The sequence below is a fragment of the Micromonospora sp. LH3U1 genome (genome assembly GCF_028475105.1).
In the GTDB taxonomy this organism is placed as follows: domain Bacteria; phylum Actinomycetota; class Actinomycetes; order Mycobacteriales; family Micromonosporaceae; genus Micromonospora.
Genome location: NZ_CP116936.1, coordinates 6,932,103 through 6,954,997 on the forward strand (window position 1 = coordinate 6,932,103; position 22,895 = coordinate 6,954,997).

Sequence of the window (22,895 nt, forward strand, 5' to 3'; positions counted from 1 at the left end):
GACCAGCGCCGGGTTTGTCCGGCGCGCTTCGCCACGACAACGCCCGAAGCGGATCTACGCCGACCGCGGCTACGACTACGACTGCTACCGCCGCGACCTACGCGCCAAAGGCATCACCCCGGTCATCGCCCGACGCGGCACCGACCACGGCTCCGGACTCGGCACTCGACGATGGGTCGTCGAACAGACCATCGCCCTACTGCACTGGTTCCGCCGCCTCCGCATCCATTGGGAGATCCGCGACGACATCCACGAAGCCTTCCTCACCCTCGCCTGCGCCATCATCTGCTGGCGCCGACTCCAACACTCAAAGAGTTAGGAGTTCTTAGGGGAGTTGTGTGTCGTTGACGATCCGTCGTACGGCCGCCACAGCCACCTTGAGTGGGATCCGCTCCTGCTCAACGATGTGTTCACCAGCCCCCACAGGACTGCCACTGCACCCCGGCTACCTCACCCAACGCCTACGCCTCCTGATCGGCCGCGCCGGACTCCCACCGATCCGCCTGCACGACCTGCGGCACGGCGCCGCCTCCCTCGCCCAGTCCGCCGGCGTGGACATCAAAACCATCCAACACCAACTCGGGCACTCCAACATCCGCCTCACCGCCGACGTCTACACCACCGTCCTTCCGCCGGCAGCCCGCAAAGCAGCCGACGCCACCGCCACCTACCTCATCGCTGCTGCCAAACCGGGCGCGGAAATCAAGCGGCAAATCGAACTCACCCGCGACCCCGACCCACAGGATGAGACGGCGAAGAACACGCCACGCCAAGAACCGGACAACAACAGAATGAAGGCCTGCCGGCAGCGCAAGGTCAAGCAACGGCGCAAAGCCACGCTGCGTCGCACCTACCGCACGGCAAAGCCCAACTGATACCTGCGTAAACGCAACACCGCTGACGAGACGCAGCGAGCACGACCAGGCCAACTCCCGACGAGCGGGCAACCGAACCCAGCAAGGTTGCCGCCGTTCACCGGGCGTTGGCCTGGTCGTGCTCACGTCGCCTCGGGCCTACCAAGGCCATGATCAGAAACACCGACACCCCTGCTGCCAACGTGTTGACCCGGAGAGTTGCCGTTAGATCCCAGAGACCCCAGAGTCGTAAAACGTCAAAGCCGCGAGGTCTCAGCCCTCGAGCAAGTTGCGCTGCTGCGCCGCCTGACGCTCAGCCTCGTCCTTGACCGCCGGCAGTGGCGCCACGGCCGCGGACGATGCGAGCGGAGTCATTCGCAGGCCATAGCCGCACCGAGATCCGGCCTTGATGATCAGCGGTGCCTGCGGTGGCGCGGGCCAGGCCAGGAAGTGAAACCGCTCGCCGGACTGATCGACCACCTTGTCGTAGTGGCGATCCCGGCCACTGGCATACATCCGCAGCCGGTAATAACCCGGGCCGCCCGAGCTGAGCACCGGAAGTTGCGGTCGTTCCTCCAGCGGCGACAGTTCGAGCTGCTCGACGGTCAGGTGACCGTTAGGCACGTAGAGACTGACCTCCGCGACGTCCTCCCAGGAAGCGAGATCGTTCCACTGCTCCTCGGTGTCCAAGCCTGGTTGCACCAGCGACGCGGCTGCGGTGACCTCGACGTAGCCGCGGTCAATGCCAGTGGCGATCAGCGCCGCGGAGTCCATGACGCCGGCCAGACCGGTGCAGTAGTCCATGGTCTCGAACGGTGTGTCCACGTCGCGGTCGGTGACGAAGAAGCCGTGATCCTGAACATGTATGCGCACCGGATGCGTCATGGGCATCATTCTGCCCTACCTTTCCTCGGGCTTTCGGGGCGCAGCATCGCGGGGCGCCTAGTTGTGCCGGCGCCCCGCGACGTGCTGCGCTGTTGGATCGTGTCGGTCAGCTTCCGATACCGACTCGGTACGGGTCGCTGTGGAGCACGCGGTAGTCGTAGAAGAAGGCAGCCATCAAGGCGCCCTGGGCGTTGTTCTCACTACCGGTGATCATGCATGCGCTGGCTCCGGACGGGCCGCTGAGGTTCGTGGGCGCGTTGATGCTGCAGCCGGAGAACGTACGTCGGCTACCGCCGAACGCAAGACCCTGGAAAGTCGTCGCCAGCGGGTACTCGTCGCAGCTCTTGCCGGCGATGCTCGGCGCGTCCCCGCAGGCCCGACTGCGGTTGAGGTTGATCGTCGCAGTTTCGACGTTACGGTTGAGCGGGTTGTCGAACGTCGCCCCCGGCAACCCGGAAGCCTGAGCACGCGACACGTGCGAGGCCAGGCTCGGGTAGCTGCTCTGGCTGTAGAGCACCTGCGCCGGGTACCACGGCACTACGCAGCCCACCCGCGCCGGACGGAAACCGTTCGCGCCCACGACGTTGTCGCACATGATCTCCGCCATCGCGAACGATTCCGTCGCCTGCGGGTAACCGACAGGCTGCAGGCTCAGGACCCACGTCGTTGTGCACTCTCCGACAGCGCCGACAGCCGTCGCGGTGGTCCGAGCGCCGGCTTCCCCGACACGGCTGGTGTTGTTCGCTGGCGCCAGCGACTGCACCGGGAACGACGAGGTGCCGTTGAGTACGCAGTCACCGACGGCCGACATCGTGCCGGTCACCGTGGAATTGCGGGCGTCACCCCACCCCGACCACGGCGACACACCGATCTGGTGGATCCAGTTGGGCAGGCTCACCGACCCATAGGTGAAGTCGTAGACGTCCATGCTCAATGCGCCTGTGACGGTGGGCCGGCCGTTCACGGTGCGCTCCGTGGTCAATGTCAGGCCGGTGATCAGGCACGCCTCCGTGCGCGACCCCGCCGCCGGAAGACCGTCACCGCTGCTGCTACACCAGGACGGGAACTGGCGTCCCATTTTCGCACCCAGAAATCCCAACCAGTGAGACGGGGCTGCTCCGTGGCTGCTCGGACGTCGGGGAAGCCTCTTGAGGGGTGCAACCGCCAAAAAACGGCCTCTGACCTGCGCAAACGTGTGTCACAACCGTGTCCCACACGTGACCCATACGAAAGCAGGGAATATAGCCGATTGGCTATATTCCCTGCTCAAGTGGTGCGCCCGAAGGGACTCGAACCCCTAACCTTCTGATCCGTAGTCAGATGCTCTATCCATTGAGCTACGGGCGCTTGTGCTCAGCCAGTCTACACACCCGGCTTTCGCGCGGAGACTCCGGGATTCGAACCCGGGAGGGGCTTTAAGACCCCAACCGCATTAGCAGTGCGGCGCCATAGACCAGACTAGGCGAAGTCTCCTCGGTGGCCAGCAGACCACCGCGCCCGAGGATACAGGTCGCCACCCACCGGGAGCAAAACGACTTCCGGGGTACGCCCACCAGGGCTGCCCGCCCCCGTGTTTCGCCGCTGTGCGGCGGCGCGTTCGGGACTACGCTCCATCGATATGCAGGAGCAGCCGTCCAGCGAGCCGACCCGTCGAGAGCCTGCTGAAAGAGCGCGTCGGCGCTCCCCGCAGGCCACCTTCACGCCGCCGACTGCCACCGAGCAGCCCGCGGAGACGGCGGCACCGCCGGCAACCCCTCCGGCGAGCCAGCGTCCTCGACGGGCCAAGGCCGCCCCGGCTGTGCTGTTCCAGCCACCGGAGCCGGACCGCCCGCTGCCCCGACAGCCGAGGCCCGCACCGACCGGCCCAGCGAGCATCGACCAGCCCGACCCGCCGAGCAAAGTCGACCAGCCAGGCCCGGTGAGCAAATCAGCGGACGTGGACCAGCCAGGCCCGGCGGCGGGCGTCGAGCCGGCTCTCCGGACGCCGAAGGCCCGGACCACCCCGGTTCGCAAGGCCGCCACCAGGAAAGCGGCCGAAGCGTCGGCCGAGGTGACCCCGAGCACGCCGGCAGCGACCCCGAGCAAGCGTGCCGCGAGCCCCACCAAACGAGCGGTGACGCCTCGCAAGAGCACCACGCCGAGAAAGTCCGCAGCGGAAACCGTGGTAGAGCAGCACCCGGCAACTGAGCAGCAGACCGCGCCGGCGCTGGCGCGTACCCCGGAAACGGAGCTGCGGGCCGTTGTCGCCCGCGTACTCGATCATCCGGGCTTCGCGCCGGAGCTGTTGGCCCTGGCTGCGGTGCGGGCGCTCGGGCCGGGCGCGGCCGAGTGGGCCGCGCGGTTGCGCGCCCGGTATCCGGACGCGTCGGCGGACGGCCTGGCCCGGTTGGCCACCCGGCGGTTCGTCCGCTCGGCGGGCGCGGGCGGGGCGACCGCGGCGCTGGCCGGTCTCTTCGCACCGCTGGCCGAGCTGGCCGTGGTGCTGTGGTCGCATTCGAACCTGGTGCTGCACCTGGCCGCGGCGTACGGCAAGGATCCCGCGCACCCCGACCGGGCCGTCGAGCTGCTGGTGCTCACCCAGGTGCACCCGGACACGGCGAGCGCGGAGGCAGCCCTCGCTGCCGCACAGACGGCGGGTGACCCGGTCGAGGGGGAGTGGCCGAGGGCGGCGGAGGCCGCTTGGCGGCTGGCCGCGCCGCTGACGGCGCAGGCCAGCGGCTGGGTTGCGTTGCGGCTGGTGGCCCGACTGCTGCCGGGCGCGGCGGTGCTCGCGGCTGCGCTGGGTGACGCGGCGGCGGCCGACCGGCTCGCGGCCCGAACGGTGGCCGTCTACCGCACCGGCCCGCGCTGACCGGTCAGAGCCAGTCGAACCACTCCCGGGGCAGCGACGCGTAGCCGACGAACGCGACCACGTCGAGCAGGGTGTGCGCGATGACCAGCGGCATCACCCGTCGGGTGCGCAGGTAGAAGAAGCTGAACACGACGCCCATCACCGCGTTGCCGACGAACGCGCCGAAGCCCTGGTAGAGGTGGTACGAGCCGCGTAGCAGCGCGCTGGCGGCGATGATCGCGGCGAGCCGCCACTGGAGCTGGCGCAGCCGGGTGACCAGGTAGCCGACCACGATCACCTCCTCCAGCACGGCGTTCTGCACGGCGGCGAGGATCAGCACCGGGACCGCCCACCAGACCTCCGGCAGCGAGGCCGGCACCAGCGTGGCGTTGATGCCCAACTGGGCCGCCACCCAGAACAGGGCCAGCCCGGGCAGGCCGATCAGCGCCGCCAGGCCGGCGCCGCGGGCCAGGTCCTGACCGGGCCGCCGGGCGTCCAGGCCGAGGGTCCGCGCCGGGTCGCCGGGGTCACGGCTGAGCAGGTGCACGGCGAGCAGCACCGGAAGCAGCGCGAAGACGATGCCGAGCAGCTGGTACGTGAGGTCCAGCCAGGGTCGGGCCGACGCCGAGGTGTTCAGCGAGGCGGTCTGCTTGGAGAGCGGACCTTCGGCGGTCAGCTTCGCGATGATCGAGACCACCGCGTAGACCGCGGACTGGCCGAGCGAGAGGCCGAGGACCAGCAGCGTTTCGGTGCCCAGCAGTCGGCGGGACACCGGGCGGGTCAGCTCAACGGTCACCGCACCACTCTGCCCGACGGGCAGCACCGGTGACATGGCCGACCGGCCAGCATGAGCCGATCGCACATTCTGTGCGACCAGTAGACACGCTCCGTGGAGATTCTATGGGCGCCCGATCCGCTGCCGTCTGGAGTAGGAGCGCCCCCGTGGACAACCTCGCGCGGTTGCTGAAGGAGAGCTGGACCCTGGTCGAGGACGAGCGGGCCCAGCTGAGCGGCCATTTTTACGCCCGGCTGTTCCTGCTCGACCCCGCCCTGCGGCAACTCTTTCCGGTGCAGATGACCGGCCAGGGCGACCGCCTGTTGGAAGCGATCATCACGGCAATCCACACGGTCGACGATCCGGAGAGCTTCGACGAGTTTCTCCGGGCGCTGGGCCGCGACCACCGCAAGTTTCATGTCGACGACCGGCACTACGCGACGATGGGCGTCGCGCTGCTGGACGCGCTGCGGAGCACCGCCGGCAACGGATGGAACCTGGAGTACGACCAGGCGTGGCGGGAGGCGTACGCGGCGATCGCCGCCCTGATGGTGGCCGGGGCGGCGGCCGACGACGACCCGCCGTTCTGGCACGCCGAGGTGCTCACCCACGAGCGGTACGGCCCGGACTCCGCCGTGCTGACCTGTCGGGCGCTACAGCATCCGCTGCGGTGGCAGGCGGGGCAGTACGTCAGCCTGGAGGTGCCGCGCTACCACCCCCGGGTGTGGCGGAACTACTCGGTGGCGAACGCCCCGAACGACGACAACGTGCTGGAGTTCCACGTGCGGTCGCCGGGGGCCGGCTGGGTGTCCGGCGCGCTGGTGCGTCGGGTGCGGCCGGGTGACCTGCTCCGCCTGGCGGCGCCGATGGGGTCGATGACCCTCGACCGTTCCTCGGAACGGGACATCCTCTGTGTGGCCGGCGGGGTCGGCCTGGCGCCGATCAAGGCGCTGGTGGAGGAGCTGGCCACCTTCAACCGGACCCGTTGGGTGCACGTCTTCTACGGCGCCCGGCAGGCGGCTGACCTGTACGGCCAGGCCGGGTTGGAGGAGTTGGTCGCCGTACACCCGTGGTTGTCGGTCACCGCGGCCTGCAGTGAGGACCCGGACTTCGACGGTGAGCTGGGCGACATCGCGGACGTGGTCGCCCGGTACGGCCCGTGGACCACCCACGACTGCTACGTCTCCGGCTCGGCCCGGATGGTCCGGTCGACGCTGCGGGTGCTCGCCGCGGACGACGTGCCGCCGCCGCACATCCGCTACGACACCTTCGGTGACCTCTAGACGTTCCTCCCCCCACACCGGGGCGCGTGCCCCCGCCCCCTGGGGCACGCGCCCCGGTCCCCCAATGGTCAGTAGCGCCAGGGGTGCCCGGTCTCGCGGTATTCCTCCACCGGCACCAACGGCACGCCGGGTGCCATCCGGTCGACGTAGAGCCGTCCCTCCAGGTGGTCGATCTCGTGTGCGACCAGCCGAGCCATGCCGAATTCGAACGAGGTGATGATCCGGCTGCCGTCCCACTGGGCATGTTCCACGTCCAGTCGCAGCGGCCGGGGCACCAGACCTCGGTGATCGAAGAAGGAGAGGCAGCCCTCGTACTGCTCGTCGGTGTCCGGGGCGGCGTCGACCACCCGGGGGTTGAGCAGGACGACCGGCTCGGCCAACCGGTCGGGGGGCCGCACCACGGCCGCCGCCCGGCCGATGCCGAACTGCGGGGCGGCGACGCCCACCCCCTTGCTGAACGGGTGCAGCTCGTCGAGCCGGGCCAGGGCCGTGGTGAGCCGGTCGACCACGTCCCGGGCAATCTGCTCTTCCCCGGGCAGGTCGAACGGGCGGACGCGCTGGCCGAGCAGGTCGGCGCCGCGTTGCACGATGCCGAGGCCGCGCATCCGGTCGCTGGGCCGGACCCGGGTACCGTCGGTGCCGCCGTCCGGGTCGGGTTCCGGGCGGGCGCGGAAGCGCCACTGCATCCGGTAGCGGGCGTTCAGCGGTGGGTCGTCGGTCTGCCAGTCGAAGATCGCCCGGTCATCCTCGTCATGGCGCTGCGGTGCCGTCCGCAGGGGGCCCTCCTCCGCGGAGAGCGAGGTCTCCACACCCCAGACCTGCGGGTCGAGCGTCGCGGGCAGATCCAGGCGTACGGCGAGCTGTCGGGTCGGTAGGCGGACGGCACGTTGGAACCAGGGGCCCCACTTGTCGTACCCGACGCTGTACGCGTACTCGATGGTGGCCCGGTCGCCCGGGTAGAGCGGGAAGCGCCGCTCCCCGTTCTCGAAGAGCAGCCAGATCTCCTTGAACGCGTCCCGATCGTGTTTAGCGCGCCAGTGCATGGGCTCCGGGTCACCGCCGTTGTCGTCTCGGCGGGCCTGTAGTTGCAGCTCGGCGAACGTGAGTGGGTGCTCCCGGTGGTGCCGGTTGGAGCGGCCGGGGTCGTTCGGGTATCGGTCGACGGCGACCCGGACCAGGTAGCGGGTGACCGGCTCGGTGCCGGCGTTGTACAGCTCGCGGTAGATGACGCACCGGTAGCCGTCGTCGGTGTGGGTGAGGGTGGCGAGTTCCCGTTCCACGACGAGGCCGGTGCCGGGTGGCAGCCACTGTCCGGGTTGGTACAGCTCACGGTGCGGCTGACCCGCGCGGGCGTGCCGTAGGTCGTCGTACTCCCGGAAGCGCTGCCAGATCGCCCCGCTGGCCTCCAGGACGGCCTCCGCGCGGCGGGCGAAGTCCTCGGTCGGGCGGTGCCGGCGCCCCTCGACGTGGCTCACGTAGGACGGGTCGAACCCCATCAGGACGGCCAGTTGTTTCTTGGACAGCCCTCGCCCGGTCCGTTGCCGGGCGAGCTCGGCCGCGAACGAGTCGGCAGCCCGTTCGAGGGGTGAGGTCGTCATCAGCTTCCTCGTGGCCGGGGATATAAGTTTCACGTTCCGTGCCCGAGCGCACACGTAACTGGCATCTTTTCGACATACCGCTTGACAATCCACCGATGACCATCGATCGTCCGGCGGCGTTTCTCAGCGCTACCGCCGGGTAGTCCCGGCAGAGCAGCAAGCGCTGCTGCCGGGAGCCTGGGTGACCTGGGCCTCCCGATCCGACCAAGGTGAGGCTTCCCTTAGACCCGGGGGCATGGTTAGGCTAGCCTTAGCTCAGGACGGCATGTGTCGTCCGCCGGGGCACACCCCCGGCCACGCGGACGGGGAGTGACTCAGGTGACAGCGGTGCTGCCGAGGCGGGACGCCACCGCCACGCCACTCGCCCCCGTCACCGCGGCGCTCCGGGCCATGTTCGGCACCGACGACCTTCCCGGGCTCGCCCGGGGCCTGCTGGTCGACGACGAATTCGGCTGGGCGCCCGCCACCACCCTGATCGACGGCAGTCGGCTGCCGGAGCTGCTGCGAGGCGCTGCCGTCCGCTGGGGCGGCACCCCGCACGCCTGCGCCGCGCTGGCCTGGAAGTCGTACAGCTACTGGACGGCGCTGCCGGTCGTGCTCGGCTGGGCCTCGGCCCGACGGGTGCCGCTGCTCGACCCGGCCGATGTGCTGATCCACTTCGAGGACCACCGGCAGCTGCTCACCATGGGCCTGCGCCGTGGCACCACCGTGGCGGTGCTGCCGAGCGACCCGCTGGCGCTCGCCGGCCTGCCGGAGGTGCGGGTCGTCGCCGACGAGGCAGAGCTGCTGGCCGCACTGCGCGCCTCCCTCCTCGACGCCCACCTGGCACCGCTCATCACGGCGATCCAGTCGGAGGTCCGGGTGGGCACCCGGACGCTGCTCGGCTCGGTCGCCTCCGGCATCGCGCACGGCATCCTGCGAGCGGCGGACGGTCTGCCCGGCTCGACGGTGCAGAGCATCGACACCCTGCTCGCAGCGCTCGACCTGGGCGACCTGATCGAGCTGGTGCCGGGGCCGACCGGTGAGCCGACCGTGCAGCGGCGCACCTGCTGCCTCGCCTTCACCCTGCCCCGGCCGAAGGTCTGCCAGGGCTGCTGCGTCCGCTAGCCCTGCCCGAGCCTCGTCGGCTCAGTCGGTCAACGACCTGACGTCCCACACCCACACACCGCCGGTGAAGACCGGCTGGATCCCGGTCAACTCGGTCATCCCCCGACGTAGCGCGGTCTCGTGCTCGTGCGGCCCGAGGATGACCACACCGGCCCGCCAGTAGCGCAGGTCGTCCACCGCCCGAACCCGGCTCTGCGGGGTGATCGGCGGCACCGCCCCGGTGCGCCGAATGGTGGCGAAGAAGCTGCTGGTGGGGCGGGGCGGCGCTCCGAACAACGCGACCCGCGGGGCCTCGGCGTTCGGGCGGGTGTCCGGGCCGAGGAAGTAGCCGCGGGCCAGCGGCATGTCCAGCCGGGTCGCCGCCGACCAACGCAGCGGCTCCGCGTAGGTGCTGTCCGGCAACGGCAACGTCACCACGCTGCGCCCACCAGTCACGTACGGACGCCAGGCCCCACTGGTCACGAAGGTGGGGACCGGGTCGAGGTGGTCCACGGGCAGCGGGGTGGGGACGATCGGCAACAGGGCCATCGTGAGCACGGTCGCGGTGGCGAAGCGGATCTGCCCTCTGACGGCCGGATGTGAGCTAGCCAACTCGCGGGCCCGTTCGGCACCGTAGGCGAGCAACAGCCCGATGATCGGGGTGATCGCCAACGCCCATCGGGTCGGCACCACCGAGTGCAGGATGGGCAGGTTCTCCAACGCCGCCCACGGCCCCGGCACACCCGTACCCCGGTTGTCGAAGCGGACCTCCCGGCCCAGCGAGAGCACCGCGAAGAGGAGCCCCAGCGCGGCCAGCGCGAGCACCACGACCGAGCGGCGCAACCACCAGACCAGTGCGATCACCAGCACCACCAGCGCCCAGCCGAAGAAGCTGTTCTCCTCGGTCGGGTTCTTGGCCAGGCCCGCCGCGGTGCGCTGGCTACCAGCAAGCGACTCCCGGGAGTACGCGACGAACGAGGCCAGGTCACTGGAGTAGCCGCGGATGAGGCGGGACAGCCCGGAGTACGCGTCCGGCCCGAAGAACTGCACGTACAGGGGGTACGCGAGCAGCAGCGCGGCGACCCCGGCGGCGACGGCCAGGCCGGCGAGAAAGGGCCGGGCCCGTGACCGCAGATCCGCGCGAGCCAGGGCGAGCACGGCGACGATCACGCCGAGCCCGATCGCGGTCATCAGCAGGATCTCCAGGTTGAGGAATGCCTGCCAGACGATCACGAGCGCGAGAAGGACCCCGTTGCGCAGCCAGCGGCCCGGTTCGCCGAGTCGTATCGTGCGCCAGATGATCAACGGGACGACGAACTGCGACACGATGTTCGGATGCCCATTGGCGTGCGAGACCATGGCGGGCGCGAACGCGCAAAAGCCGGCGCCCAGCCACGCCGGCCCGCGGGTGCCGATCAGGACCCGGGAGAGCACGAAGTACCAGGCCGTGGCGGTGGCAATCATGCCGGCGGTGAGAAAGACCAGGAATGTCGCCCGCGGACCGAAGAGCAGGGTGATCGGCGTCAGTGGCAATGAAATGGATAATACGGACGTATTAGCCATCAGATTGACGCCGTCTGGAACGTTCATCTGATCGGAATGGAACGGATACGCAAAATGCGTGACGACTCGCGCACCGTGCGCCATCATCCATTCGAACTGCGACTGATCGGACTGGTTGTCCCGCACGTCACTGCCCGGGTCCAACCAGAGCCGACCGGTTACCCAGAAACCGAGCACCACGAAGCTCAGCACAGCGGCGAGGTCGGCCCACATCCCTCTACGGGAAGGCCGAGCGCCTCCAGGGGCCCCTTCCACCGACGACGCGGCAGCCGGGCCGCCGCTGTCGCTGGGCACGTCCGGTTCGGGAGTAGTCATGACAATTCATAGGGTAGTCAGCCTATGGCGCTGCCGTGACATGTTTCGGGGTACTGCCGTACTATGTGCCGGGTTCGCCGACCGCCGATCGCGGACCCACCCCCCGACCACAATTCGGCCACCCCGATGCCTCGATTCTTCCGCCGTCTCAGCGGATGATTCACTCTGTCGGTCCAGGCACGGGTCGAGTTCAAACCGTGAGGAATCGACGCATGGCAGAAATCACTGGGGATCAGCGCGTGCAGTCCGAGGTGCTGGAAGGCCTGGCGACAGCCGTCAACCACCGACGCTGGTTCATCGAGCTGGCCGTGCCGTACCTCGGCGACGACCCGATCGAGATCGGTAGCGGCCTCGGTGACTACGCACTGGAATGGTCAGAGCGACTGCCCCGGTTCACCGCCACCGAGGCCGACCCGGACCGGCTGGTGCAGCTCAAGGAGCGCCTCGCCGACCGACCGAACATCGATGTCCGGCAGATGCTGCTGCCCCACAACGACCGGGGCCACTACAGCGCTGCGGTCTCGTACAACGTCCTGGAGCACATCGAGGACCACGTGGGCGCGCTGAGCAGCATGCGCGACCTGGTCCGACCCGGCGGCGCCGTGATCATCATCGTGCCGGCGTTCCAGTTCGCGATGGGCCCGGCCGACATCGCCACCGGGCACGTCCGCCGCTACACGAAGAAGACGCTCGGGGCGGCGATGACCGAGGCCGGCCTCACCATCGAGAAGATCCACTACGCCAACGCGTTGGGGCTGATCGGCTACTTCATGGCCACCAAGGTCTTCCGGCTGATGCCGAAGGAGGGCCCGATGGTCAAGGTGTACGACACCGTCGTCCTCCCCGCCACCAAGGCCGCCGAACAACTCGTCCGCCCCCCGTTCGGCCAGTCCGTCTTCGCCGTAGCCCGCGTCCCCTCCTAACCCACCCCACCCCACCCTCACCCCCGCGATCTTGCACTCGCGGTCGCCCTTGTGTCCCTGATGTCAGGGATGTCGGGGCAGTAAGTGCAAGATCGCCGGGGTCGAGGAGGGTTAGTCCTTGATTTGGTACGTCGGGCGGATCACCGCTCGAGCCAGGGTGTGGAACGTGAGGTTGAAGCCCACGTAGGCGGGGCTGGCATCGGGGGTCAGGTCCAGGCGGTCCACGTCGACGGCGTGCACCGCGAAGACGTACCGGTGCGGGCGGTCGCCGGCCGGCGGAGCCGCCCCGCCGTAACCCTGCTCGCCGTAGTCGTTGCGGACCGAGAACGCGCCACCGAGGTCGGTGCCCGCCGCGCCACCGGCACCGCTGGGCAACTGCGTGACGTCGACCGGCACGTTCACGAGCACCCAGTGCCAGAAACCGCTGCCGGTCGGCGCGTCGGGGTCGTAGCAGGTCACCGTGAAGCTCTTCGTCTCAGCGGGAAAATCCGACCAGGTCAGCTGCGGGGAGACGTTGTCACCCCCGGTGCTGCCATGCGCGTGCCGGGCATCCATCGGCTCACCGTTCTGCACGTCGTCACTCGTCAGCGTGAACGAGGGCAGCGTCGGCAGCAGCTCGTACGGGTCCGGGGCGATCGGTCGTTCCAGGGTCATCGGGACGCGTCCTTCCGGTGTGCGGAGTTACCAGCCCCTTCTTACCCCGCCGCGGCCCCTCCGACGACCGGAAGCACGCGCTGACCGACGGTGGTTTCCCGGAGCTACGGTTGAGTTCGGGCAACGTTCCTCAGGGGGACACCGTGGCCGGAATCTGGCGGGACTTCGTGACAGCCGTCCTCACCGCGTTCCGCCGCCAGGACGAGCGAGCCATCGCCGAGGAACGCCGACGCGCGGTCGAGCGACTGGCCGAGGAGACGATCCGCCGGGACCGGCGGGCCGCAGACCCGCCGGAGTGACAGACCCGCCGGAGTGACAGACCCGCCGGAGCGACCGGAACTCCGGATGCCGAGCCGCCCCGGGGTTGACGGTGACGATGTCCTGATGGGGCGGATCTTCGGGGGCACGGCCGGTGGCGTTACGAGGCGTGGGTTTCGGTCGCGTAAGGGCGAGGAACTTTCAACCTTCCCCGTGACGGGGGAGGTCGGTGAGCTAATGGATGCGTGAAAGTTCTCGCGATCATCGTCGGCGGCGGCATCGGTGCCACCCTGCGATACGTCCTGTGGCTCAATTTCGCCGCAGCCACGCCACCGCACTTCCCCTGGGTCACTTTCATGATCAACATCGTGGGCGCCTTCGCCCTCGGGGCCGTGATGACGCTGCTCGCGGCGCACCGACTGCCGGGGCCATGGGGCAAACCATTCCTCTCCACCGGACTCATCGGCGGCTTCACGACCTGGTCGCACTTCATCGTCGAGTCCGATCAACTGATCGGGGCGCGGCGTAGCGGGCTGGCCATCATCTACATCGTCGTGAGCATCGTCGGCGGAGTCATCGCCGCAGCGCTCGGCGCTCGCCTCGCGGAACTCAAGGTGGGCCATCCGACAACCGGGCGGGCGTGATGTGGCTCGGCATCGGAGTGTTCCTGGCTGGCGGGCTCGGGGCGCTGGCGCGCGCCGGAGTCGACGCGGCGGTGAAGCCCTGGTGGGCAGCACGTGTCTCCGGGTCCAGCAAAGCCTTCCCGGCCAGCACTTTCTTGATCAATGTCTCGGGCGCCTTCCTGCTCGGCATCATCACCGGCTATGCCGTGAAGAACGTCACCGGTGGGGCGCAGGACTTCACCACGATCGTCGGCGTCGGCTTCATCGCCGCCTACACCACCTTCTCCACCGAGGAGTGGCACACGCTGGGACTACTGCGCAAGAACGCGGCGGTCGAGGCGTTCAACGTGCTCGCCAGCCTCGGTGCGAGCCTCGTGCTGGCCGCGTTCGGCCTCTGGCTCGGCAGCCAGATCTAGCGAAACGGGAACGGGAAGAGCGGAGGGTGTGGGATTCGAACCCACGAAGACATCGCTGCCTTACCGGTTTTCAAGACCAGCGCCATCGGCCACTAGGCGAACCCTCCTGGGCCGCCACCCGCAGGTGAACGACCACGCATAGTCTGCCACGGCTCCCGTCGGGCGGCCCGGCGTCCCTCCCCGAATGCGCCGGCCAGGCGGGCTGGACAATCCACAGTGGTCGGCGGCATGAGCTGGGTGCGCCTGCGGCGCGCTGGGGCGTCGGGTAAGACTGAGCCCATGCGAGCCATCACCATTCCGCAGCCCGGTGGACCCGATGCACTGGTCTGGGCCGAGGTGCCCGACCCCGAGCCAGGCCCCGGCGAGGTGATCGTGGATGTGCGGGCCAGCGGCGTCAACCGCGCTGACCTGCTGCAACGGCAGGGGCACTACCCGCCGCCGCCGGGCGCACCCGCGTACCCCGGCTTGGAGTGTTCTGGGGTGATCACCGTGGTCGGCGCGGAGGTCGTCGGGTGGGCGGTCGGGCAGCAGGTCTGCGCGCTGCTGGCCGGCGGCGGGTACGCCGAGCGGGTCGCGGTCCCGGCCGGGCAGTTGCTGCCGGTGCCGGCCTGCGACCCGGTCGACGCTGGCGCGCTGCCCGAGGTGGCCTGCACGGTCTGGTCGAACCTGGTCCAGGTGGCGGGGCTCAGCGCCGGTGACACGCTGCTGGTGCACGGCGGCGGCAGCGGGATCGGCACCTTCGCGATTCAGCTCGGGTCGGCCCTCGGCGCTACCGTCCTGACCACCGCGCGGGCGGCCAAACACTCGCGGCTGCGCGAGCTGGGCGCGTCCCACCTGATCGACTACCAGGAGCAGGACTTCGTCGAGGAGGTTCGGCACGCCACCGATGGTCACGGGGCCGATGTCATCCTCGACATCATGGGTGGGTCCTACCTGGGCCGGAACGTCTCCGCGCTGGCCACCGGCGGGCGGCTGGTGACGATCGGGATGCAGGGTGGGCGTAAAGCCGAGTTGGATCTTGGCGCGCTGATGACCAAGCGGGCGAGCGTCGCCGCGACGTCGCTACGCTCCCGACCGCTCGCGGAGAAGGCGGAGATCGTCCAGGGCGTACGGGACGAGGTGTGGCCGTTGATCGAGACCGGCAGGATCCGACCTGTCGTGGACCGGCGGCTGCCGATGTCCGAGGCGGCGGAGGCGCACCGGCGCGTCGAGTCGAACGATCACTTCGGCAAGGTGCTGCTCACGCGCGGGTGACGCAGGCGGGCGAAGGGCTGGTCGCTCGGGTGACGCGCGCTGGCGTCAGGCGGGCGAGTCCGCCGGCGTGGGGTCCTCGGTCGGTCGGGGCAGCATCAGTCGGGCACCCGGCCCTTCGCCGGCCAGGGCGTCCTCAGGGTTGTAGAGCGCGCAGCGCTGCATGGAGAGGCAGCCGCAGCCGATGCAGCCGTCCAGATCGTCGCGGAGCTTGGCGAGCAGTCGGATCTTCTCGTCCAACCGGCCCCGCCAGTCGGCGGAGAGTCGCGCCCAGTCCTGTGGGCTGGGCGTGCGGGCTTCGGGGAGCGAGTCCAGTGCCGCACGGATCTCGTCGAGCGAGACGCCGACCTGCTGGGAGATCCGGATGAAGGCGACCCGCCGCAACTCGGCGCGGGCGTACCGGCGCTGGTTACCGCCGGTACGGTCGGCGCGGATCAGCCCGAGTCGCTCGTAGTAGCGCAGCGCCGACGGCGCCACGCCGGAGCGGACGGACAACTCGCCGATCGTCAGTAGATCCAGCATCACCAGGTCCTTGAGTTGAAGTGCACTTCAACTCAGAGAGTAGTGGCATGGCCACCACACCGACCACCGACAGCGGCTCCCGGGCCGACGCTCGTTGTTTCTGGGATCAGCGGGCGGGTGCGGCGGCGGGACGGCGGCGGGCGCGTTCGCGACCGAGGATCCAGATCGCCTCGACGCCGTCCTTCCAGGTGATCTTCTTGCCCTCTTCCCGGCCACGTGCCCGGTAGCTGATTGGCACCTCGTACGGCCGGATCCGGCGGCGCAGCAGCTTGCCGGTCACCTCGGCCTCCATGCCGAAGCCGCGCGAGCGCACCTCAAGCGACCGGTAGAGCGCCACCGGCATCAGCTTGAAGCAGGTCTCCAGGTCACCGATGTACGAGTTGAACAGCACGTTGGCCGCCATCGTGACGCCCTTGTTGCCCATCACGTACCAGAAGCTGTAGGCGCTGTGGCTGCCGAAGGTGCGATTGCCGTAGACCACCGTGGCCCGCCCGTCGAGCACCGGGTCGAGCAGCTTGGGGATGTCCTGCGGGTCGTACTCCAGGTCGGCGTCGAGGATGACCATGTAGTCGCCCTCCGCGCTGTCGACCGCCGTCTTGATGGCGGCACCCTTGCCGGCGTTGCGCTGGTGGGTGATGACCCGCAGGCGTGCGTCGTCGGCGCGGCCGAGGACCTCGCCGGTGCCGTCCCGGCTGCCGTCGTCGACGACGACGAGCTCGATCTCGCAGGGGTAGTCAACCGCCAATGCCTGCTTGAGGGCATCCGCGATGCGTTCTTCCTCGTTGTAGACCGGCATGAGGATCGAGAGCTTCACGGAAATCTCCACGGTGGCGGCGACACGTCAGGCATAGCCTAGCCTGGTTGGATTGCGCGTCGCTTGCCGCCACCGTCGGGCCGTCGGCGTGGCGGGCGCAGGCCGATGGTGTTTACTTCGCGCCATGTCGGCTGCCGGCTCCCTGCTCGCGGCGGTTCCCGCCGCCGCGGTGCTCCTGCTCACCGCCGCGATGAGGCCGCGCGCGGCCGGCGCGGTGGCACCGCTGCCGCTCGCCGTGGTGCGCGCCGCCCTGCTCAGCGGGGCGTACGCGGTGCTCGTCGTCGAACTTCTCGGCGCGTTGCACGCGCTGACCCGGCCGGCGTTCGCTGCCGCCTGGCTGCTCTTCCTGGCCGCTGCCGCGACAGCAGTCGGTGTGCGGCGACGACGAGCCCCGCGTCTCGCGCAGCCGCCCACCGCCACACCGCAACCGGTGCCGGTCGGCGCCGGGGTGTCCGGTGGCAGCCCCGAGACGACCACCCCGGCCGTCGAGCACGGTGCGGCCGGGCCCGACGCCGCACCGAACCGGACCGGTCGGGCACCCTCCGGCCTGCTCGCCGTGGCGCTCGACACCTGGCGTACGGCAGGTCGGGGCGAGCGGCTGCTCGCCGGCACGATCGGCGGGCTGGTCCTGGTGGAGTTGCTGGTCGCGCTGCTGGCCGAGCCGAACAACTTCGACTCGCAGACGTACCACCTGCCGAAGGTGGAGCACTGGGTGGCCCAGGGCGACCTGGACTTCTGGCCCACCGCCATCCACCGGCAGGTGACCATCCCGCCCGGAGCCGAGTACCTGCTGCTGCACCTACGCCTGCTCACCGGTGGGGATCATCTGTACAACCTGGTGCAGTGGGCGGCCGGAGTGGTCTGCCTCCTGGTGGCCGCACGGATCACCGCGCAACTCGGCGGCGGCCGGAGGGCCCAGTTGCTCACCGCGTTCGTGCTGGCGACCACGCCGATGGTGGTGCTCCAGGCGACCAGCACGCAGACCGACCTGGTCTGCGCGGCGTGGGTGGCCTGCGCGGCGACCCTGGTGCTGGACGGGCTGCGCCGGCGGACCGGCTGGGGCACGGTGCTCGGGTTGGGTGCGGCCACCGGCCTGACCGCGGTGACCAAGACCAGCGGCCTGATCGCGGTCGGCCCGCTGCTGGTGCTCTGGGGATTGGCCCAGCTCAGGCTGGCCCGGGCCGAGAGCACGACACCGGCTGGGGCTGCTAGCCCGGCTACGGCTACCGGGGATCGGCGGTGCCGGGCGGTTGGCGGGCTGGCCCGCACGGTCAGCGGTTCGGTGCTGATCCTGCTGGTCGCGGCCGTGGTGGTCGGCCCGTTCCTGGCCCGGGTGACCGCCGAGTTCGGGCACCCACTGGGGCCACCCCGGCTCCGCGAGTCGATCCCGATGGAACGGCACGACCCGGCGTCGATCCTGGTCAACGCTCTACGGATCGGGCACACGGCGTTCGACACGCCGCTGGCGCCCCTACGCCGGGCCGGAGCTGAGGTGATCATCGACGGCGCGGACGCGATCGGAGTCGACGCGCAGGCCCGCGCGATCACCTTCGGTCGGGAGGTCTTTCCGGTGCCGGCCTGGTATCCGGACGAGGACCGGGTGGCGTTTCCCCTGGCCGGGGCACTGGCGGTGATCGGTGCGGTCGTCGCGCTCGCCCGTCCGCGCCGGATCGACGCCGAGCAGACCGGGCCACTGCGCGCGTACGCGGTGGTGGTGCTGACCACCGTCCTGCTGCACACCTCGATGATCAAGTGGCAGCCGTGGGGAAATCGGCTGATCCTCTACGCCCTGGTGCTCGCGGTGCCGCTGGCCGGGCTCTGGCTGGACGCGCTTCTCCGTCGGCGGTCGGGTGGCGCCGCGGCGGCGGTCGGCCACGGGTGGCGGTCGGTGGCCACGCTGGCGGCCGTCTCCATGCTGGCCGCCTCGGCGTTGGCCGGGGTGCTCGCCCTGTCGTACGGCTTTCCACGGCGGCTGGTCGGCGCTGGCTCGGTCTTCACCACCTCGGACTGGGACACCCGGTTCCTACGCCGCCCACAGTGGGCCGACGAGTTCCGCTGGGCCGCGACGGCGGTCCGCGACAGTGGTGCCCGACGGATCGGGCTGGTCGAGCAGAACGACAACTGGGAGTACCCGTGGTGGTTGCTGCTGCGGCAGCCGGACGGACGCTCGCCGGAACTGGTGGCGTTGCAGTCGGTGCTGCCGGATCGGCCGCCGGCCGATCCCTCCTCGGTCGACGCGATCGTCTGCACCGGTAGTCAGCCGGCCTGCGCGAAGCTGGTGCCGGCCGGCTGGCGGCTGGAGTTTCGCGGTTACGTCGGTTACGCGCTGCCGCCAGGCCGCTGACCCAGCGGAGCCGCTGCCGAGCAGCGTGCCGCCCGGATAGTCCGATCCGGGCGGTTCAGCATTCCGCGCCCAAGAATCCGAGGCGCATTCACATCCATTGATCCGCACGTTACCGTCTGGTAACTCAATCGACGTCCCGCGATTGAGCCGAAAGGAGTGCGTCGATGCCTGCAATCCCCGCCAGGCCCGAACGCGCGACCCGACGACGGGCCATCACCATCGTCGTCGCCGTCGCCGCTCTCGTCCTACCGATGCTCGCCGGACCCGCCGCCCCCGCCAGCGCCGCCGACCGTCCAACCGTTCAACCACTCCCCGCCAACCTTGAGGCCATCCGGGCCGCCGAAGCCACCACCCTCTACGGCAGCCCGCAGATCCGCCCGATCGACCAACGCCGCACCGCGCTCATCACCATGGGTGACAGCCAGATCTCCGGGGAGGGGGTCGGCAACTACGTGCCCGGCACCCACCAGGACGGCAACTGGTGCGACCGCTCGTACGACCAGGCGGTGTTCCGCACCGGCATCCCGTCGGACGCGCGGTACAACATCGCCTGCTCCGGTGCCACCCCATGGAACCTGATCGCCGGTGGTCCCACCCAGCACAATGAGCTCAACCAGGGCGACTACCTGGGGATCAAGGCCCGCAACACGCACGTGAAGCTGATCTGGGTGGTGGTCGGCGCGAACGGCGACGGCACCATCCAGTTCGGACCGGTCGCCACCGACTGCGCGATCAGTCGGGTCTTCCTCCAGGGCAACTGCTACCCCACCTACACCGACCAGTGGACGATCCGCACCGACGGCAGCCGCCGGGCGGTGGCGGACGCCCTCACCGACATCCGGCAGACCATGACCAAGGCCGGCTACCTGCGCTCGGACTACGAACTGGTGCTCATGTCCTACCCGAGCCCGGCCAGCCCGGACGTGGAGGACAACCCGAACTTCCCCGGCTGGTACTCCGGCGGCTGCCTGCTCTACCTGGCCGACGCCGCGTTCGCCCGGAACAAGGCGGTGCCGATGTTCGAGACGGCGCTGCGGGCGGCGGCCACCCAGACCGGCACCCGCTATCTGGACGCCAGCCGACTCTTCCAAGGCCACGAGGTGTGCACCGACAACACCTCGGTCCGCGGCCTCAACATCGAGATCGGGATCTGGAACGAGAACGCCGCCCGGCAGTCGTTCCACCCCAACGCGCGCGGGCACGGCATGTTCGCCCAGTGCATCACCCAGTTCTGGAACTCCGGGCAGAACCAGGCCACCTGCGTCGACCCGGCCAGCACCGGCAGCGGGGTGCTCTACTCGGGCCTGATGCAGTTCAAGCAGTTGCGCAACCTGGCCACCAACACCTGTGTCGACGGCAAGGGCTACGACTCACGCAACGGCACCAACCAGCAGTCGTACGGCTGCCACGGCGGGCGCAACCAGGGATTCTGGTACGACTCGACCAGGCGGTCGCTGCACTCGGAGCTCTCCCACGACCGCTGCCTCGACGTCGCCGGCGGCTCGATGACCTCCGGCACGGCGGTCAACATCTACGACTGCAACGGCACCCCCGCACAGCAGTTCACCTTCGTCGGTAACCAGATCAAGCCGGCCAGCGCCAGCGCCCTCTGCGTGGCGTTCGACAACCCGTCGTCGGGCACTCCCCGGCTGCGGTTGGCCACCTGCTCCACCAGCACCCGGCAGCAGTTCTCGTTCGAGGCCCGCACCGCCTCCAACCCGGTCGGCTACGGGCACGACGACTTCATCGGCTCCCGCGTCTACTGAGGTACGAGGGGGCCCTGGCGTCAACCAGGGCCCCCTCGCTCACTTGGCGCGGGGGATGAGGATGAGCCGGGCCACGCCCTTGTCGCCGTCCTTCGCCCCGGCGACGCCGAGTTTCGTACCGACCTTGACGTCGCTGGCCTGCACGGTGGCCCGCCGCTCGACGACCCGCAGGTCGTCGCCGAAGGTCCACGTCATGGTGAAACCGTCGGTGGACTTGACGGTCATCGAGTCGCCGTCGATCGCGGTCACCTCGCCGCGCTGCACGACGACGGTCTTCGTACCGTCCTTGGTCTGCACCACCGCCTCACCGTGCAGGGTGTTCTTGCGCAGCAGCACGCGGGCCTGGCGGCGCTTGCGCCACTCCTCGCCGCGCTTCTCCCGGGCCTTATCCTGGGCCGTGGGTGAGGCACCCGGCGCCGAGGTGGCCGGCGCGGCGACGGTCTGCACGTCCAGCTCGTTGGCGTCGAAGCCCATCGCGGCCAGCGCCTGGCCCTCCACGCCCATCGCCGCGGCGACGTCGACAGCGGCCTCCCGGGCGGGCTGGCTGGCCACCTCGGCCGCGCCGCAGCCGGTGAGACCGAGCGCGACAGCCGCCAGCAGTGCCGTGGTGCCGGTGGCGAATCCCCAACGTGGCATGACTCTTCCTCTCGTCAGTGGAGTCCTCAGCCTTCCCCGGAACGACGAGCGGAGCGTCAGGCCGACGTTCGAGCCAGGTAAGGATCACCGGGCAGCCGGACCGTGAAGGCGGCACCGCCCTCCGGTGCGTGCCCTACGGCGATCTCGCCGCCCAGTCGTCGGACCAGCCCAGCGGCCAGCGCCAGACCCAAACCGCTGCCCACCTTGCGCACTCCCCGGTAGCGCTGGTGCAGCGCACCGCGTTCGAACGCCACCGCCAGGTCGTCGTCGGTGAAGCCGGGCCCGCCGTCCCGGACCTCCAACACACCGCCGGAGGCCGGGTCCGCGCCGGCCGGCCGGACCGCGAGCACCACCGGCGACCCCGGGGGTACGACCCGGAGCGCGTTCTCCAGCAACCCGTCCAGCACCTGCCGGATCCGCCCCGGATCGGTGTACGCGGGCACCGGCTGACCGGACGTCTCCACCCGGAACGGCACCCCCACGGCCGCGCACCGGCCGGACCAGGTCCGCTCCGCGTCCAGCGCCAGCTGGGTCAGGTCCACCGGCACCGGTTCGAGAGGGAAGTCGGCGGCCTCCAGTCGGGCCAGCGCCAGCAGGTCGCCGATCAGCCGGTCCAGGTGTTGGGCCTCGGCCAGCATGGTCCGGCCGGTGTCGACGGTGTCATCCGCGCCGAGCACCCCGTCGGCGAGCGCCTCGGCGTACCCCCGGATCGCGGTCAGCGGGGTGCGCAGTTCGTGCGAGACGGACAGCAGGAACTCCCGCTGTCGGCCCTCGCTTGTTGCCAGTGCGCCGGCCAACCCGTTCAACGCCTCGGCCAGGTCGGCGACCTCGTCCGGCGGCTCGACCGGCACCCGGACGGCACGGTCGCCGGCACGTAGCCGGGCGGCGGCGGTGGCCGCGACGCGGATCGGCCGGGCCAGCCGACGGGCCAGCAGCAGCCCCGCCACCACACCGGCGGCCAACCCGGCCAGGAGCGGCAACCAGAGGCTGAGCAGCACCTGGGTCCACAGCCCGTTCGCCGAGGGACGGGACAGCACCACCCCGTTGCCGTGGGGCAACGCCCGGCCCTCGACCAGGGCACGTTTGCCGTTGACAACGCGTCGGACCGACACGTTGCGGCCCTGCTCGATCCGCTGCACCACCCGTGCCGGCAGGCCCGACCGGTCGACCGCCCCGCGCCTGATCAGGTACGCGTCGATGCCCTGGTTGCGCAGTTGCTGGATGAGCCGCTCCTCGTCGGCGCTGCGACCCCGGTCGAGGCGGGTCCGCAACACCTCGGCGGCGAGCCGAGCCTGCGCGGAGAGCGCCTTCTGATCGCTTCGCTCCGCGCCGCGGATCGCCAACGGCACCGCGACGATCGCGGTGACCAGCACCGACACCAGCGCCACCGCGCAGGTGACCAGCACCGCCCGGGCGGTCAGCGTACGGCCGAACCGGCTACGTCGAGGTGTGGGCGGTGGGCGGGTGCCGACCACCGGCAGGGCCATGGTCGGCGACTC

21 protein-coding genes, 3 tRNA genes and 1 pseudogene are annotated in these 22,895 nt (G+C 70.0%); 12 read left to right on the forward strand and 13 right to left on the reverse strand.

Going from position 1 to position 22,895, the window contains the following annotated elements; translation table 11 throughout:
• Window positions 1-22: 22 nt before the first annotated feature.
• A pseudogene (locus PCA76_RS31820) lies at window positions 23-319 on the forward strand (transposase); the annotation flags it as partial.
• A gap of 85 nt (window positions 320-404) precedes the next feature.
• Window positions 405-875, forward strand: coding sequence for a tyrosine-type recombinase/integrase (locus PCA76_RS31825; protein ID WP_272619781.1), 471 nt, complete (start codon window positions 405-407; stop codon window positions 873-875).
• A 252-nt stretch (window positions 876-1,127) separates the two neighbouring features.
• Here the strand turns inward: PCA76_RS31825 and PCA76_RS31830 are convergent, their stop codons facing one another.
• The 4 genes from PCA76_RS31830 to PCA76_RS31845 form a co-directional block, all read right to left on the reverse strand.
• Window positions 1,128-1,739: a hypothetical protein gene (locus tag PCA76_RS31830; RefSeq protein WP_272614197.1), complete on the reverse strand. Its 612-nt coding sequence runs from the start codon at window positions 1,737-1,739 to the stop codon at window positions 1,128-1,130.
• 106 nt (window positions 1,740-1,845) lie between these two features.
• Window positions 1,846-2,703, reverse strand: a complete 858-nt coding sequence (locus PCA76_RS31835; protein WP_272614198.1) for a NucA/NucB deoxyribonuclease domain-containing protein — start codon at window positions 2,701-2,703, stop codon at window positions 1,846-1,848.
• Between the two features lie 307 nt (window positions 2,704-3,010).
• Window positions 3,011-3,086 (reverse strand) — tRNA-Arg (locus PCA76_RS31840).
• Window positions 3,087-3,121: 35 nt separating this feature from the next.
• Window positions 3,122-3,212 (reverse strand) — tRNA-Ser (locus PCA76_RS31845).
• Between the two features lie 145 nt (window positions 3,213-3,357).
• Between PCA76_RS31845 and PCA76_RS31850 the strand changes: the two genes are divergently transcribed.
• Window positions 3,358-4,590 carry a hypothetical protein gene (locus tag PCA76_RS31850; RefSeq protein WP_272614199.1) on the forward strand — a complete coding sequence of 411 codons (1,233 nt, stop codon included), beginning with the start codon at window positions 3,358-3,360 and terminating at the stop codon, window positions 4,588-4,590.
• Window positions 4,591-4,594: 4 nt separating this feature from the next.
• Here PCA76_RS31850 and PCA76_RS31855 read toward each other — a convergent pair whose 3' ends face one another.
• On the reverse strand, window positions 4,595-5,365 hold the full coding sequence (locus PCA76_RS31855; protein WP_272614201.1) for a CPBP family intramembrane glutamic endopeptidase: 771 nt from the start codon (window positions 5,363-5,365) through the stop codon (window positions 4,595-4,597).
• Between the two features lie 146 nt (window positions 5,366-5,511).
• Here PCA76_RS31855 and PCA76_RS31860 point away from each other — a divergent pair, with 146 nt between their 5' ends.
• On the forward strand, window positions 5,512-6,627 hold the full coding sequence (locus tag PCA76_RS31860) for a globin domain-containing protein (protein WP_272614203.1): 1,116 nt from the start codon (window positions 5,512-5,514) through the stop codon (window positions 6,625-6,627).
• Window positions 6,628-6,695: 68 nt separating this feature from the next.
• Here the strand turns inward: PCA76_RS31860 and PCA76_RS31865 are convergent, their stop codons facing one another.
• Window positions 6,696-8,225 (reverse strand): peptide deformylase, encoded by a 1,530-nt coding sequence (locus PCA76_RS31865; protein ID WP_272614204.1) that lies wholly within the window; start codon window positions 8,223-8,225, stop codon window positions 6,696-6,698.
• Between the two features lie 330 nt (window positions 8,226-8,555).
• On the opposite strand from PCA76_RS31865, the gene PCA76_RS31870 reads away from it, so the two are divergent.
• Window positions 8,556-9,332, forward strand: a complete 777-nt coding sequence (locus PCA76_RS31870; RefSeq protein ID WP_272619783.1) for an IucA/IucC family C-terminal-domain containing protein — start codon at window positions 8,556-8,558, stop codon at window positions 9,330-9,332.
• 21 nt (window positions 9,333-9,353) lie between these two features.
• Here the strand turns inward: PCA76_RS31870 and PCA76_RS31875 are convergent, their stop codons facing one another.
• Window positions 9,354-11,189 (reverse strand): hypothetical protein, encoded by a 1,836-nt coding sequence (locus PCA76_RS31875; protein WP_442930182.1) that lies wholly within the window; start codon window positions 11,187-11,189, stop codon window positions 9,354-9,356.
• 212 nt (window positions 11,190-11,401) lie between these two features.
• Between PCA76_RS31875 and PCA76_RS31880 the strand changes: the two genes are divergently transcribed.
• Window positions 11,402-12,112, forward strand: coding sequence for a class I SAM-dependent methyltransferase (locus tag PCA76_RS31880; protein WP_272614206.1), 711 nt, complete (start codon window positions 11,402-11,404; stop codon window positions 12,110-12,112).
• Between the two features lie 111 nt (window positions 12,113-12,223).
• Here the strand turns inward: PCA76_RS31880 and PCA76_RS31885 are convergent, their stop codons facing one another.
• Window positions 12,224-12,766, reverse strand: a complete 543-nt coding sequence (locus tag PCA76_RS31885) for a YbhB/YbcL family Raf kinase inhibitor-like protein (protein ID WP_272614207.1) — start codon at window positions 12,764-12,766, stop codon at window positions 12,224-12,226.
• 143 nt (window positions 12,767-12,909) lie between these two features.
• Here PCA76_RS31885 and PCA76_RS31890 point away from each other — a divergent pair, with 143 nt between their 5' ends.
• The 3 genes from PCA76_RS31890 to PCA76_RS31900 all read left to right on the forward strand — a co-directional run bounded on the left by PCA76_RS31890 (window position 12,910) and on the right by PCA76_RS31900 (window position 14,063).
• Complete coding sequence (locus tag PCA76_RS31890) at window positions 12,910-13,065, forward strand: hypothetical protein (protein WP_272614208.1); 156 nt, start codon at window positions 12,910-12,912, stop codon at window positions 13,063-13,065.
• Window positions 13,066-13,269: 204 nt separating this feature from the next.
• Complete coding sequence (locus tag PCA76_RS31895; RefSeq protein WP_272614209.1) at window positions 13,270-13,668, forward strand: fluoride efflux transporter FluC; 399 nt, start codon at window positions 13,270-13,272, stop codon at window positions 13,666-13,668.
• A complete protein-coding gene (locus tag PCA76_RS31900; protein ID WP_272614210.1) occupies window positions 13,668-14,063 on the forward strand; it encodes a fluoride efflux transporter FluC in 396 nt (131 codons plus the stop codon). The genes PCA76_RS31895 and PCA76_RS31900 overlap by 1 nt, the downstream gene beginning before the upstream one ends.
• 20 nt (window positions 14,064-14,083) lie before the next feature.
• On the opposite strand, the gene PCA76_RS31905 is transcribed toward PCA76_RS31900, so the two are convergent.
• Window positions 14,084-14,170, reverse strand: a tRNA-Ser gene (locus PCA76_RS31905).
• A gap of 172 nt (window positions 14,171-14,342) precedes the next feature.
• Between PCA76_RS31905 and PCA76_RS31910 the strand changes: the two genes are divergently transcribed.
• A complete protein-coding gene (locus PCA76_RS31910) occupies window positions 14,343-15,317 on the forward strand; it encodes an NAD(P)H-quinone oxidoreductase (RefSeq protein ID WP_272614211.1) in 975 nt (324 codons plus the stop codon).
• A 45-nt stretch (window positions 15,318-15,362) separates the two neighbouring features.
• Here the strand turns inward: PCA76_RS31910 and soxR are convergent, their stop codons facing one another.
• Together soxR and PCA76_RS31920 are read right to left on the reverse strand one after the other, a co-directional pair.
• Window positions 15,363-15,836, reverse strand: coding sequence for a redox-sensitive transcriptional activator SoxR (gene soxR / locus PCA76_RS31915; protein WP_272614212.1), 474 nt, complete (start codon window positions 15,834-15,836; stop codon window positions 15,363-15,365).
• Window positions 15,837-15,942: 106 nt separating this feature from the next.
• Window positions 15,943-16,650 carry a glycosyltransferase family 2 protein gene (locus PCA76_RS31920; RefSeq protein WP_272614213.1) on the reverse strand — a complete coding sequence of 236 codons (708 nt, stop codon included), beginning with the start codon at window positions 16,648-16,650 and terminating at the stop codon, window positions 15,943-15,945.
• Between the two features lie 124 nt (window positions 16,651-16,774).
• Between PCA76_RS31920 and PCA76_RS31925 the strand changes: the two genes are divergently transcribed.
• Both PCA76_RS31925 and PCA76_RS31930 read left to right on the forward strand, forming a co-directional pair.
• A complete protein-coding gene (locus PCA76_RS31925; protein ID WP_272614214.1) occupies window positions 16,775-18,994 on the forward strand; it encodes a glycosyltransferase family 39 protein in 2,220 nt (739 codons plus the stop codon).
• 164 nt (window positions 18,995-19,158) lie between these two features.
• A complete protein-coding gene (locus tag PCA76_RS31930; RefSeq protein WP_272614217.1) occupies window positions 19,159-20,760 on the forward strand; it encodes a ricin-type beta-trefoil lectin domain protein in 1,602 nt (533 codons plus the stop codon).
• Between the two features lie 39 nt (window positions 20,761-20,799).
• Here PCA76_RS31930 and PCA76_RS31935 read toward each other — a convergent pair whose 3' ends face one another.
• Complete coding sequence (locus PCA76_RS31935; protein WP_272614219.1) at window positions 20,800-21,396, reverse strand: hypothetical protein; 597 nt, start codon at window positions 21,394-21,396, stop codon at window positions 20,800-20,802.
• A gap of 56 nt (window positions 21,397-21,452) precedes the next feature.
• Window positions 21,453-22,883: an ATP-binding protein gene (locus PCA76_RS31940; RefSeq protein WP_442930290.1), complete on the reverse strand. Its 1,431-nt coding sequence runs from the start codon at window positions 22,881-22,883 to the stop codon at window positions 21,453-21,455.
• Between the last annotated feature and the right edge of the window lie 12 nt (window positions 22,884-22,895).